14 protein-coding genes are annotated in these 12,829 nt (G+C 67.1%); 11 read left to right on the top strand and 3 right to left on the bottom strand.

The annotated features are described in order from the left end of the window. The first annotated feature begins 2 nt into the window (after positions 1–2). The 3 genes from SROT_RS13080 (at position 3) to SROT_RS13090 (ending at position 1,766) form a co-directional block, all read left to right on the top strand. Positions 3–680: an ABC transporter permease gene (locus SROT_RS13080; RefSeq protein ID WP_013139498.1), complete on the top strand. Its 678-nt coding sequence runs from the start codon at positions 3–5 to the stop codon at positions 678–680. A 21-nt stretch (positions 681–701) separates the two neighbouring features. Then, positions 702–1,295 (top strand): putative glycolipid-binding domain-containing protein, encoded by a 594-nt coding sequence (locus SROT_RS13085; RefSeq protein ID WP_013139499.1) that lies wholly within the window; start codon positions 702–704, stop codon positions 1,293–1,295. Positions 1,296–1,400: 105 nt separating this feature from the next. Further along, on the top strand, positions 1,401–1,766 hold the full coding sequence (locus SROT_RS13090; RefSeq protein ID WP_013139500.1) for a CD225/dispanin family protein: 366 nt from the start codon (positions 1,401–1,403) through the stop codon (positions 1,764–1,766). A 53-nt stretch (positions 1,767–1,819) separates the two neighbouring features. Here the strand turns inward: SROT_RS13090 and SROT_RS13095 are convergent, their stop codons facing one another. Beyond that, positions 1,820–3,061: a mannosyltransferase family protein gene (locus tag SROT_RS13095; protein ID WP_013139501.1), complete on the bottom strand. Its 1,242-nt coding sequence runs from the start codon at positions 3,059–3,061 to the stop codon at positions 1,820–1,822. A gap of 18 nt (positions 3,062–3,079) precedes the next feature. On the opposite strand from SROT_RS13095, the gene SROT_RS13100 reads away from it, so the two are divergent. From SROT_RS13100 to SROT_RS13110, 3 genes are all read left to right on the top strand, one after another. Next, complete coding sequence (locus SROT_RS13100) at positions 3,080–4,345, top strand: aspartate kinase (protein ID WP_013139502.1); 1,266 nt, start codon at positions 3,080–3,082, stop codon at positions 4,343–4,345. 138 nt (positions 4,346–4,483) lie between these two features. After that, positions 4,484–5,509 carry a calpain family cysteine peptidase gene (locus tag SROT_RS13105; RefSeq protein ID WP_013139503.1) on the top strand — a complete coding sequence of 342 codons (1,026 nt, stop codon included), beginning with the start codon at positions 4,484–4,486 and terminating at the stop codon, positions 5,507–5,509. Positions 5,510–5,601: 92 nt separating this feature from the next. Beyond that, positions 5,602–6,636, top strand: coding sequence for an aspartate-semialdehyde dehydrogenase (locus SROT_RS13110; protein ID WP_013139504.1), 1,035 nt, complete (start codon positions 5,602–5,604; stop codon positions 6,634–6,636). Positions 6,637–6,665: 29 nt separating this feature from the next. Here SROT_RS13110 and SROT_RS13115 read toward each other — a convergent pair whose 3' ends face one another. Together SROT_RS13115 and SROT_RS13120 are read right to left on the bottom strand one after the other, a co-directional pair. Then, the gene (locus SROT_RS13115; protein WP_013139505.1) at positions 6,666–7,004 is read right to left on the bottom strand and encodes a DUF5313 family protein; all 339 of its coding nucleotides are present in this window, start codon (positions 7,002–7,004) and stop codon (positions 6,666–6,668) included. Between the two features lie 55 nt (positions 7,005–7,059). After that, positions 7,060–7,815 carry a DUF2127 domain-containing protein gene (locus tag SROT_RS13120; RefSeq protein WP_041407341.1) on the bottom strand — a complete coding sequence of 252 codons (756 nt, stop codon included), beginning with the start codon at positions 7,813–7,815 and terminating at the stop codon, positions 7,060–7,062. 154 nt (positions 7,816–7,969) lie between these two features. Between SROT_RS13120 and SROT_RS13125 the strand changes: the two genes are divergently transcribed. From SROT_RS13125 to SROT_RS13150, 5 genes are all read left to right on the top strand, one after another. Continuing rightward, complete coding sequence (locus SROT_RS13125; protein ID WP_013139507.1) at positions 7,970–8,398, top strand: Fur family transcriptional regulator; 429 nt, start codon at positions 7,970–7,972, stop codon at positions 8,396–8,398. A gap of 89 nt (positions 8,399–8,487) precedes the next feature. Beyond that, positions 8,488–9,948, top strand: a complete 1,461-nt coding sequence (locus SROT_RS13130) for a catalase (RefSeq protein ID WP_013139508.1) — start codon at positions 8,488–8,490, stop codon at positions 9,946–9,948. Between the two features lie 36 nt (positions 9,949–9,984). After that, positions 9,985–11,421 carry a methyltransferase domain-containing protein gene (locus SROT_RS17195; RefSeq protein WP_013139509.1) on the top strand — a complete coding sequence of 479 codons (1,437 nt, stop codon included), beginning with the start codon at positions 9,985–9,987 and terminating at the stop codon, positions 11,419–11,421. 436 nt (positions 11,422–11,857) lie between these two features. Next, a complete protein-coding gene (locus SROT_RS15805; RefSeq protein WP_148223446.1) occupies positions 11,858–12,145 on the top strand; it encodes a Rossmann-fold NAD(P)-binding domain-containing protein in 288 nt (95 codons plus the stop codon). 183 nt (positions 12,146–12,328) lie between these two features. Beyond that, positions 12,329–12,829, top strand: a complete 501-nt coding sequence (locus tag SROT_RS13150; protein ID WP_013139510.1) for an Hsp20/alpha crystallin family protein — start codon at positions 12,329–12,331, stop codon at positions 12,827–12,829.

Consider the following 12,829-nt stretch of genomic DNA (forward strand, 5'->3'; position numbering starts at 1 on the left):
GCATGTTGCATTGGATTGTCGCCGCCTGGCACGTGATCGCCGCCCCTGAACGTTGGCAGACGCCGCAAAGCTGGTGGAGCGGGGCCAGCATTCCCGCTCTGCTTTTCCAGCATCTCGCGTACACCGTGCTCGCCGTCGGCCTTGCCGTGCTCATCGCGGTGCCGCTCGGCTTGGCGGTGGGGCACACCGGGCGGGGCGGGGCGCTGGTGGTCGGCGCGGTGAACACGTTGCGCTCTATTCCCACACTGGGGGTGCTGCTCCTCGCGCTGCTGTTCGTTGGCGTCGGCTACACGCCGCCGATTTTGGCGCTGACCCTGCTCGCGGCAGCTCCCGTGCTGGCCGGGACCTACGCGGGGATCTTGAACGTCGACCCGGCGGTCGTGGACGCGGCGCACGCTATCGGCATGCCCAGACGCGATGTGCTCGTGCGCGTGCAGCTGCCGCTGGCGCTGCCCCTCGTGCTCGACGGGGTGCGCGGCGCGACGATGCAGGTGGTCGCGACCGCGACCGTCGCGGCGTACGCCGGGCTCGGCGGCCTGGGCACCATCCTGATCGAAGGGGTGCAGCTTCGCCGCTACGACCAAGTCCTGGCGGGGGCGGCTTTGGTGACCGCGCTGACGCTGCTGCTGGACGCAATGCTCTCCTTGGCGGTGCGGGCCAGCGCGGCCAGAAAGCGGTGACCACGCTACAGTGAGGGGAGTATGAGCGTCCCCGATCCGATCCCCAGCACACACGAATGGCCAGCGATGCTGACGTGGCAAAGCAGCGACGCCACGCGGCTTGAGTCCGTCCGAGTGAACCTCTCCGGCAGCCGCGTTCGCGCCTACGGGCGGATCATCGCAGCGGCGAACGAGGACCACGAAGCGTTCTCCGCCTCGTACGACCTCGTCACGAACGATGAAGGCATCACCGAGCGGCTTTCGGTGAGCGTGCTGCGCGCCAGCGGCGACCAGCAGGTTTCGATCACCAGGGACGCGCAGGGCGGCTGGCTCGTGCAAACGATCAGCAGCGCGGTCAAGTCCGGCTTCAACGGCGCGCTGGACGTGGACATGCAGTTCTCCGCTTTCTTCAACACATTGCTCTTGCGCCGCGCCGGGCTGCACCAGGGCCCGCAAGACCTGGATGTTCCGGTGATGTACCTGCGTGTGCCCGAACTCGAGCTCTCCGAAGTGACGCTGCAGTACCGCGCCGACCCGAACGGCGTCCGTGTCGTCTCGCCGGTCTCGGAAAGCGTGGTCGTGATCGATTCGGATGGTTTCATCCTGGATTATCCGGGTCTTTCCCGCCGAGTTTGAGCGGTCTGCCCCTGTGCGTGCGCGCGGCAGGAAGATCACCAGGAGGTAGTGTGGGGGCGACAGTGGCGCCGCGCGGGCGGCAGGAGCGATGATGGAGCAGCTGAGATGACGAACCCATACGAACAGTCCTTCCCGAACGCAGGGGCGAGCCAGTCGGGCTCGGCGCCGGGCACGCCCAACGCGGGGGCGAACCCTTACCCGTCCTCAACGCCGCCGCCGAACAACCTCGGCTGGGCGATCGCGGGGGCGTTCTTCCTGCTTCCGCTGGCCCTCGCCGCGTTTTTCTCCTCGTCCAAGGTGGAAATCCTCTGGCGGCTGGGCGACTTCGAAGGCGCGCAGAAAGCCTCGGCGGACGCGAAGAAATTCGGCAGCCTCGCCCTGTGGATCGGGTTGGGCCTGATCGCGCTCGGCTGCATCAGCTACATCGGCATCATCGCGGCGACCATATCGTCGATCAGCTCGACGCACTGATTCGCCGAGTTCGCTGGGGCTCCGTCGAATCCGGGGCTCCATCGAGTGCTGGTCTAGATCGAGTGCGGGTAGATCGCGACCATGTACGCGCCGAACCACGCGGACAGCAGAACCGCCGCCGCGCCCATGAGCCACTGCGTGCGGGGACGCGTCTGCGCCAAGGCTTTCGCAAGCGGCAATGCCAGCACGAAAACCGGGAGCAACAGCCTCGGCCTGCAATGCATGAGGCCCGCCGAGGTCGCTGTCGACGCGAACATGAGCACGCCGTAGAGCTTCAGCTCCCACGGCCAACGCTGCGCGAGCAGCATGACGAGGAGCACGAAAGCGGCGATCAAGATGAGCGCCGTGGCGGCGTCCACGATCTCCCTGCCCTCGACGAGCACGGCGTTGAGATAGACCAGCGTGGCCTTGCCGTAGTCGGTCGCGGTCCCCCAGCCTCGGCGTTGCACGTTGAACCATCCGGCCACATCATGGGTTCGCACGCTCACCCAACAGATGTAGCCGATCATGCCGAGCGGGGCGAGCGCCGCCGCGGACCACGCTCGCGCCCGGCCGCCGGTCCCACCCGAAGCCTTGCGGCGCGTGTTGGCCAGCACCGCGACGATGAGCACGACGATGATCGCCAAAGCGGTCGGTCGCACGAGCCCCACCGCGCACGCGCACATGCCCGCGCGCAGCCACCGACGCTCGAAGAGAGCCACCAACCCCCATGAGGTCAACGCGCAAAACAGGGCCTCGGAATACGCCATCCAGAGAACAACGCTCATCGGCGCGGCGGCGAAAAGCAGGACGAAGAGCAGACCTGTCCGCGGTGCGCGCGCGTCTGTCTGCGATTGCGACCGGGCGCAGATCTCGCCGAGGCGGGCCACCCCTGCGGCGGCGAACACACTGGACACCACGCTGATCCCGACCGCGGCCTGGGCGGCTGTCACGATCGGGATCTTGGAGAGCAAGCCGATCAGAGCGGGATAGCCGGGGAAGAAGGCGTACCCCGTGAACGCGTCGCGATGGTAATGCGCGTCATACAAACCCGCGGGCAAACGCTCATAGCCGTGCTGGGCGATCGAAACGAACCAGCGCCCGTCCCACTCGGTCAGCCTGCTCATCAGGGTCCATCCGCGCAGGGAGGCGACCCTTGCCAGGAGCAGCATCCCCACCGCCCGCACGACAAGGAAGAGCAGCACTGGAGCCACCCAACCGGGGAGCTTGCGCCGCGCGCCCGCCGCCGCGCCGCTCGCAGCGGCGACCTCGTCGCCGTCGTGTGGAGCTTGCAGTGTTACTGTCACGCACTGCATGGTAAAGGAGAGACAGACGTGGCCCTCGTAGTACAGAAGTACGGCGGCTCTTCCGTGGCGACCGCAGAGCACATCAGACGGGTCGCCGAACGCATTGTCGCCACCAAACGCGCGGGCAATGACGTGGTGGTCGTGGTTTCGGCGATGGGCGACACGACTGACGAACTCCTCGACCTCGCCAAGCAGGTCTGCCCCGCGCCGCCGCCTCGGGAGCTGGACATGCTCCTGACCGCGGGCGAGCGGATCTCCAACGCGCTGGTCGCCATGGCCATCCACTCGCTCGGAGCCGACGCGCGATCGTTCTCCGGCTCACAGGCCGGAGTCATCACGACAGGCTCGCACGGGAACGCGAAAATCATCGACGTCACCCCGAGCCGAGTGCAGGCGGCGCTGGCCGAAGGCAGCATTGTGATCGTCGCGGGATTCCAAGGCGTGAGCCAGGACAGCAAAGATGTCACCACGCTCGGCCGGGGCGGTTCGGACACGACCGCGGTGGCGCTCGCCGCCGCGCTGAACGCGGACGTCTGCGAGATCTACACCGATGTGGAGGGCGTGTTCACCGCCGACCCGCGCATTGTGCGCGACGCCAAGCGCCTCGAATCGCTCTCCTTCGATGAAATGCTCGAACTCGCCGCGTGCGGCGCGAAAGTACTGATGCTGCGGTGCGTGGAGTACGCCCGCCGCTACAACGTGCCCATCCGGGTCCGTTCCTCGTTCTCCCATCACGAGGGCACCATCATTCAAGGATCGATGGAGGACATTCCTGTGGAAGAAGCCCTGCTCAGCGGCGTAGCCCATGACCGAAGCGAAGCGAAAGTGACCGTCGTGGGCCTGCCCGACGAGCCCGGTTACGCCTCTCGGGTCTTCCGGGCTGTCGCGGACGCGGAGATCAACATCGACATGGTCTTGCAGAATGTTTCCAAGGTCGAGACGGGCAAGACCGACATCACGTTCACGCTGCCCCGCGAGCTCGGGCCGACTGCCGTGGAGAAACTTTCCAGCCTGCAGCAGGAGATCGGTTTCAGCCAGCTGCTCTATGACGACCACATCGGCAAAGTCTCGCTCGTCGGCGCGGGCATGCGCAGCCACCCCGGGGTGACAGCGACGTTCTGCGAGGCGCTCGCCGAAGCTGGCGTGAACATCGAGCTGATCTCCACCTCGGAGATCCGCATCTCGGTGCTGTGCCGGGACTGGGAGCTGGACACCGCTGTGCGCGCCCTGCACGACGCCTTCGGCCTCGGCGGGGACGAAGAGGCCATCGTCTACGGCGGCACCGGCCGCTAAGTTCGACACGGGCTGCGCGCAATGGGCCGCTGCGCCCGCGCACCAGGCACAGGACGCCCAGCCCCGCCATTGGTCACAAACATTTAACACCGCTCGGCGAGCGCCGTGACCATATCGCGTCTAAGCTCACCTCACACTATGACTGCGTTCAGAAAATCGGCACTTGCCTTGGTGGTCGCCGCAGGCGTGTGCGCTCTTTTCGTCTCCGCGGACAAACTGCCGGCGAACGCCGCGATCCGCAGCGCGCCCGCGCCGCTCGCCGCAGCGGCGACGAGCACGCCTGCCACTGCGGACCAGCAGCACTTCACCGCCGCCAATCTCTGGTCGAGCGCCGGGCCGAGCCCCGAGGACATCCGTCAGAAGAACATCGGCGACTGCTATTTCGACTCCACGTTGGCCGCCGTGGCGTTCGCCCAGCCCGAGCGCATCGTGCGAGCAATCAGCTTCGACCCGGACATCGACGTCTTCACCGTCCGCCTCTATGACTACGCCGAAGGCCGCGACTATATTCCCGGCACCCACGGCGACGGGAATCCGTGGCCCGCGGGAACCCCGGTGACACCGACGACCATCGCCGTCACCCAGCACGACATCCAAGAGGACATCCACGCCGCAGGCGCGAGCAGCGTGCAAACCGGCACGCCCGGATACATCTGGCCCGCGGTCATGGAGGCTGCCTACGCGAAACTGCTCGACGGGGAATACGCGCGCTACACCGACGTGAAGAAATTCATGAACCCGGTCGAGCTCGGGCTGAAAATCGCAGAGGCTTCGAACGAGAAGAACCCGCTGTGGGCCGGGGGCGACGTCGACCAGGGCATGGCTTCGGTCACGGGGGAAACCGGCTCCTACGTCCCGGCGGCGCTGTCGAGCTACGACGCGATCGCCTCGGCGATCGCTGAGCGCCGTCCGGTCACGATGGGAACCAGGCCGTCCACGCAGACCTTCCAAGACCGGCTCGTCTTCAACCATCAATACACCGTGCTGGGCATCGCGAAAAACGCCAACGGCGAGGTCACGCTGACGGTGCGCAATCCTTGGGGGACCAACGAGGGCGTCCCTGGTGTGCCGAAACCCTCGGACGCGTCGGTCGCCGTGGATCTGCGACAGGCCCTCGCCGACAAAGTCATCGGCAGTTTCGACATCGGCCCGCTCCCGCGCTGACGCGCGTTCGGGCGGTCTGGCAGAAATTCGGGCGGTCCGCACGAGGGGCTTCGCGCCCTCAGCGCGCCGGACGCATCCCGTACACTGGAGCGATGAACGCGCGAGTCGGAGTTGTCGGAGCCACAGGCCAGGTCGGCGAACTGATGCGAGCCATTCTCGCGGAACGCGCTTTCCCGATCAAGGATCTCCGGTTCTTCGCCTCGGCCCGCTCGGCGGGGAAAAAGCTCGATTTCCAAGGCCAGCCGATCCTGGTGGAAGACGTCGCCGAGGCGGATGCGCGCGGGATCGACATCGCGCTCTTCTCCGCCGGGGCGAGCACGTCGCGCGCCCACGCCCCTCGCTTCGCCGAGGCCGGGGCGGTCGTGGTCGACAACTCCTCGGCGTGGCGCTCGCATCCTGATGTGCCGCTCGTGGTGAGCGAGGTGAACCCGCACGCCATCGCGGCGCGCCCGCTCGGCGTCATCGCGAATCCGAACTGCACGACGATGGCGGCAATGCCGGCGCTCAAGCCCCTGCATGACGAGGCCGGGCTGGTCCGGCTTGTGATCTCCACGTATCAGGCCGTCTCAGGGGCCGGGGTCGCCGGGGTCGCGGAACTGGCCGCGCAGCTGCGCGCGGCGGCGGACGACCTTGAGGCGCTGGTGCGCGACGGGAGCGCCGTCGCCTTCCCGCCGCACGCCGCCTTCCCCGCGACCATCGCCCTCAACGTCGTCCCTGAGGCGGGAGCCTATGTGGACGACGGTTCCGGCGAGACGGTCGAGGACCGCAAGCTGCGCGACGAGAGCCGCAAAATATTGGAGATCCCCGCGCTCAAGGTCGCTGGCACCTGTGTGCGCGTGCCCGTCTTCACCGGGCACTCCTTGTCCATCAATGCCGAGTTCGAGCGGCCCATCACGCCGGAGCGGGCGCGGGAAGTCCTCGCCGCGGCGCCGGGCGTCGCGCTCAGCGACCTGCCGACGCCGCTCGCCGCGGCAGGCACGGACCCTTCGCTCGTCGGCCGGGTCCGCCAGGACCCGACTGTGGACGGGGGACGAGGCCTTTCGCTGTTCGTCGTGGGCGACAACCTGCGCAAGGGCGCGGCCTTGAACACCGTGCAGATCGCCGAGCTCATCGCAGCCGGAGGCTGAGCCGGTCCCCTCCCGCAGAAGGCAGGCCCCTACCAGAAGCCTTGGTCCATGGCCTCGTTGTAGGGCAGCCCGTGCTGTGTCAGTTTGCCTCGGCGGCTCATCGGCATCAGATAGAACGCGAACTGCAACGCCAGACCGGAGATGAGCGCGCTCACCGCGCCGCCGATCCACCATTCCCCCGGCACGAACCAGGCCCCGACGATGAACGGCAGCCACGGCACCAGGGACCGCACGACATGCCGAGGCACCGCGTGTTTGCCAGTCAGGTCGTTGAGCACCCAGGACCGCATGGAGTCCGGGAGCGCGCGGCCGAAGCAGTAGCCGAGCCACTGCAACGGGGTGGGCCGCCGACGTTCGGGCTTGGCCATCGATACACGCTCCTCAGAAGCTCGTCGCAACGCCGCTCCCCCGTTCAGGGTACCTTCAGACCCCGGCGGTGGCGCGTTCCACGGTCAGCAAGCTTTCCGCGCTGTGCTCGGCGTGGTAGGCGGCCGCGCCGCCGCGCACGCCGAACAGCCGCTTGCTCCAGACCAGCCAGAGGACGGCGATGACGTTGACGACGAGGGCCGCGATTTTCAGCGGTGTGACGCGCTCGGTGAGCTCGTAGACCTCCAGCGGCAAGAAAACGCTGGTCGCCACCACCGCGAAATACTCGCCCCAACGCTTGACCTGCCACAGGCCGACGCCCTCGATGATCTGCAAGGCCGCATAGACGAGGACGGCGAGGGCGATCCACCGCATCGCGGCGCTCGACAACCCGAGCACCGTGGAGATCCCGTGCAAGACCTTCGACGTGCCGAGATTCCAACCGAGCTGCTCGGCGAGCGGTTTGAGCAGGGGAAGGTCGGTCTCGAAGGCCCGCTGCGCCTGTTCCCTGGCGAAGCTCAAATGCAGGACGGCGTACGCGCCCGCGAGGAGCACGACGGAGCGCAACCAGCGTTCGACCGCGAGCGCGCGCATGATCCAGCGGTCCCGCAGCAGTCTGCCGTGCGGCACTTCGGGGGCGTGGTCGGCGGGGCCGCTGCGGCGCGGGGAGCCGGGAACGAAGTCGCCGCACCGCAGGCAGCGCCACGCTTCGCCGAGCGCTGTCATGACCATCAGGCGCGCGCGCAGCGCTGTCTCGTCCGGGGCGTACGTCTCATGGCCATGCCAACTGCAATACCGGAGCGACCAATCCATAGGGGAAGAATACGCGACGACGGGTTTGCGCACTGGTCCTCGAGGAGCCGGACAGCCCGTCCTGCCCCAGGAACACGCGCGGGACCGGCCCAGAAGTTAAATTGATCTATACCGTTTATTGACTTATTCCAGAAAATAGTGCATACTGGACGCTATGAGCACCACCGTCCCGCCCGCCCGGCAATTCCTGACGGACGCCGGCCTGCGCGTGACCGCGCCGCGGGTGGCAGTGCTCGAAACTCTCACCACCACCCCCCACGCCACCGCGGACCAAGTCGCCTCAGAAGTGCGCGCGCGACTCGGCACGGTCTCCACCCAGGCGATCTACGACGCGCTGCGCACCTTCGAGGAGAACGGGCTCGTCCGGCGCATCGAGCCAGCAGGCTCCCCCGCGCGCTATGAGACCCGCGCGGGCGACAACCACCACCATATCGTGTGCCGCGACTGCGGCAAGGTCGCCGACGTCGACTGCGTGGTCGGCCACGCGCCCTGCCTCGAACCGGCGCACGACGCCGGGTACCTCATCGACGAAGCCGAAGTGGTGTTCTGGGGCCTGTGCCCCGATTGCCAGCCCGCCAACTGAACAACCCCGACCCGCGCCCCGCGGAATCGGCGGCCGAGCAGCTCCTTTCAACAACCCAGCCCATATTGAGATGAGAGTAGGATCACATCATGCCCAACCACCAGATCCCAGCCACCACCACAGACGCAGGCATCCCGGTTCCCAGCGACGGAGATTCGCTCACCGTCGGCCCGGACGGCCCAATCCTGCTCCAGGACCACTATCTGATCGAGCAGATGGCCAACTTCAACCGCGAGCGCATCCCCGAGCGCCAGCCCCACGCCAAAGGCGGCGGCGCTTTCGGGCGCTTTGAGACGACCGGCGATGTGAGCGCCTACACCCGCGCGGCGGTGTTCCAGCCCGGCACGACGACCGAAGCCCTGGCCCGTTTCTCCACCGTCGCGGGCGAGCGAGGCAGCCCGGACACCTGGCGCGACCCGCGCGGCTTCGCGATCAAGCTCTACACCAGCGAAGGCAACCTCGACATCGTCGGGAACAACGTCCCCATCTTCTTCATCCGCGACCCGCTGAAATTCCAGCACTTCATCCGCTCGCAAAAGCGCCGCCTGGACAACAACCTGCGCGACAACAACATGCAATGGGACTTCTGGACGCTGGTGCCCGAGTCGGCGCACATGCTCAGCTGGCTCATGGGCGACCGGGGCATCCCGAAAACCTGGCGGCACATGAACGGCTACGGCTCGCACACCTACAGTTGGATCAACGCCGACGGCGACATCTTCTGGGTGAAATACCATTTCATCACGAACCAGGGGATCGAGTTCCTCACCCAAGCCGAGGCGGACCACCTCGCCGGCGCGAACGGCGACGTGCACCAGCAAGACCTGTTCGAGTCGATCGAACGCGGCGATCACCCGAGCTGGACGCTCAAAGTGCAGATCATGCCGTTCGAGGAAGCGAAAACATACCGCTTCAACCCGTTCGACCTGACCAAGGTGTGGCCGCACGCGGACTACCCGCTGATCGACGTCGGGACGCTGACGCTCGACCGGAACGTGAGCGACTACCACACCGAGATGGAGCAGGCCGCTTTCGAACCGAACAACCATGTCCCCGGCACCGGCCTGAGCCCGGACAAAATGCTCCTCGCCCGAGGCTTCTCGTACTCCGACGCGCACCGCGCCCGGCTCGGGGTCAACTACCGGCAAATCCCGGTGAACAAACCGAAAACGCAGGTGCACAGCTACTCCAAAGACGGGGCTATGCGGATGGAGAACGCGAAGGACCCGGTGTACGCGCCGAACTCCTACGGCGGCCCGCAGGCCGACCCGGCCCGCGCGGCCGAGGTGCGTTGGGCCGTCGACGGCGAGATGACCCGCGCCGCCTACACGCTGCGCGCCGAGGACGACGACTACGGCCAAGCCCGGACCTTGGTCCGCGAGGTGTTGGACGAAGCCGCGCGTGATCGCCTGGTGAGCAATGTGGTCGGCCACGTGTTGGGCGGGGTGCGAGAACCGGTGCTCTCTCGTGTGTTCGAGTACTGGGCCAACATCGACCCCGAGATCGGCAAGAGGATCGAAGAAGGCGTGCGCTCCGGGCAGAAAGACTGAGCGAGACGGGCGCGGTCGCACGAGAAGGGACGCGCCATGACCCTCCCCCAGCCGAAAGCGCCGCTGCTCTCCATGTGGAGCAAAGGCCGGTCGGCGACGGCAAGCTTTTTCGAGACCGCGCCGTTCAAGGTCGTGTTCGACGTGCGAGTCGCCGCCGCGCCTGAGGAGATTTGGGCCGACCACGTCTCAGACGCGCCGCTCGCTTGCCGCACTGGCCTCACGGCGCGGTGGACCTCGCAGCGCCCCTTCGGGGTCGGGGCCAAACGGACAGCGACCGTGCTCGGCGTGATGCAGGCGCGGGAGCACTTCTTCCTCTGGGACGAGGCTAAACGGCTGTATGCGTTCCAGTTCGAGGAGTGCAACTCGCCACTGATCCGAACCCTGGCAGAACGCTATCAAGCGGTTCCTCCGGGCTCCGGCTCGCGGTTCCTGTGGACTGTCGCGTTGGAGCCCGCCTGGTTCGCCAAACCGCCTCTGCGGCTCATCGAGAAGCTCGGCCTGTTCTCGCTCGTGGAGCGGTACTGGCGCAAGAAGACCGTCCCGCGCTTCGGCGCGCCGAAGGACGAGCCCCGGCGTCGAGACCGGGAAGATCTCCGATGGCACGGCGCGGCGGTCGGGCCAGTCCTGCCACGCGACGCCGGGACGGGCTCCTCGCCGCCGAACCTGAGAACAAGCGACGCCAAGGCTGAGAAGAGGTTCGCAACGCCTGAGAATATGGCCCCGACGACTGAGAATACGGCCAGATCGGTTGCGGCCAGCCCGGCGGGCGCGCACGATCGGGTCATGCCACTTTTTCACGTTGAAACCGCCGATTGGAACAAAATCTACGAGGGCGAGGGCGAGGCGCATGCCGAAGTCTCCCCATGGAACATCGGGGAGCCGCAGCCCGAGTTCCAAGCGTTGCGCAAACAGGGCGAGATAAAGGGCTCGGTCCTCGACGCCGGTTGCGGCGTCGGGGTCACCTCCGTCTGGCTCGCAGAGCAGGGCCACCCGGTCGTCGGGCTCGACCTGTCGTCCGTCGCCGTCGAGCGCGCACGCCGCCTCGCCGCCGAGCGCGGGGTCGTCGCCGATTTCGAAGCCGCGGACCTCAGCGAGTTCACCGGCTTCGACGATCGGTTCGACACTGTGGTCGACAGCGCCGTGTTCCACTCCATGCCTGTCGCCCTGCGCGAGCCCTACACCCGCCGCCTCGCCGCCGCGATGCGCCCTCACGCGCGTTTCTACGCCCTTGTGTTCTCCGCCGAGGCCTTCCCGCCCCATGAGTACGGCCCCCGCGCCTTCACCGAGGACGAGCTGCGCGCCGCTGGCGGAGCCCATCTCGTGGTGGACGAGGTCCGCCCCGCGCGGGTGCACCTGCTGGCGCCCAAACCCGGCGCGCTGCCGGAGGGCTTCGAATGGCGCGGGGTCGTCATCGGCTCCAGCGGACTGGCCCAACTCCCCGGCTGGCTCCTCGTCGCCCACCGCCCAGCCTAGCGAGAGACAGCCATGCGGCGACCCAGCTTCCCTGCGGGCCGCCGCATGGCTGCCAACACCAGCGATCCGACGAGCTTTCGCCCTGCGCTCGGCACGCGTGGAACGAGTCGCTCGCCTGGGGCGATGACCGCTCCGAAGATCGCCGTGGCCGGAGCCACCGGACTGATCGGAACACTGCTGATCGCCGAACTCCAAGCCCGCAAAGTGCCCGTCGTGCCCATCGCACGCTCGCTCGGCATGGACCTTCTGAGCGAGGACTCCCCGCAGGGAGGAGCCCCCAGCCTCGCCGAAACTCAACTGGCTGGGCTACTCCGCGGGCAAACGCGCGCAAGAGGCTCTGGTCTGCGCGAACGACGTTCCCTATTCGATCCTGCCCTCAGCGCAGTGGTTCGAGTTCGCCGACAACATTCTGAACGGATTCGCCAAAGGCCGCTTCGTGCTGGCTCCGACGTGGCGGATTCGTCCCGTTGCCGCGAAAACTGTGGCCCAAAAACTGGCCGGCCTCGCCTTGGGCGAGCCTCAAGGCATTGAGCCGCATCTGGTCGGACCTGAGGCCATGCCGCTCAAGTCGCTCGTCCGCGCCACCCTTGAGCACCGAGGCCAGGAGAAGACCTTGCTGCCGCTGCCGATGCCAAGGACCGAAGCCTTTCTCGGCGGCGAGCATCCCGAAATAGCTGTTCCGACGCTCGCGGAGTGGCTCGCGCAACAGCCGCGCGGGGCCTGATCGCACAGGCGGGGCCAGCACCATTCCGCGCGTCCGCCCAACGCCGCTTTGTTCGCCCAAAGCGAAATCGGCCACTTTGCGAAAAAAGACACTTGAGCGAAGTACGCTCATGTTGTATATACTTGAGTACGGAACGCTCAACAAGGGCGTGACGCACGAAGAGAAGACGAGAGGAGAACAACCATGAGCAACATGACCGTGTGGACTCGGCGCAACCCCTTCGCAGAATTCGACGCACTGGTGCGGAACGCATTCGGGCCGACCGAGAGCTGGCCGACCGAGACCGCGTTCACTCCCGCGACGGAAATCGTCCGCGACGGCGACGACGCCCTGGTTCGTCTCGACTTGCCGGGCGTGGACGTGGAGAACGACGTGACTGTGGAAGTGCACGACGGGCAGCTGGTTGTGCGCGGCGAGCGCAAGTCCGAGCACAGCGAGGAGCACGAGGGCCAGAGCATGCGCGAAGTGCGCTACGGGTCTTTCCGCCGCACTTTCAAACTGCCGACCAGGTCGACCTCGGACGACATCAGCGCGAACTACGACTGCGGCGTGCTCACCGTCCGCGTCGCCGGGGCGCACAAGAGCATCGAGCCGCAGCGCATCTCGGTCGGCCGCCAAGCCCAGCGCGCCGCGGTGGACGGCCAGACGGCTCCGGAACAGCCAGCCGTCGAATCCGCCGAGTGA

The organism is Segniliparus rotundus DSM 44985 (assembly GCF_000092825.1).
Lineage (GTDB): Bacteria > Actinomycetota > Actinomycetes > Mycobacteriales > Mycobacteriaceae > Segniliparus > Segniliparus rotundus.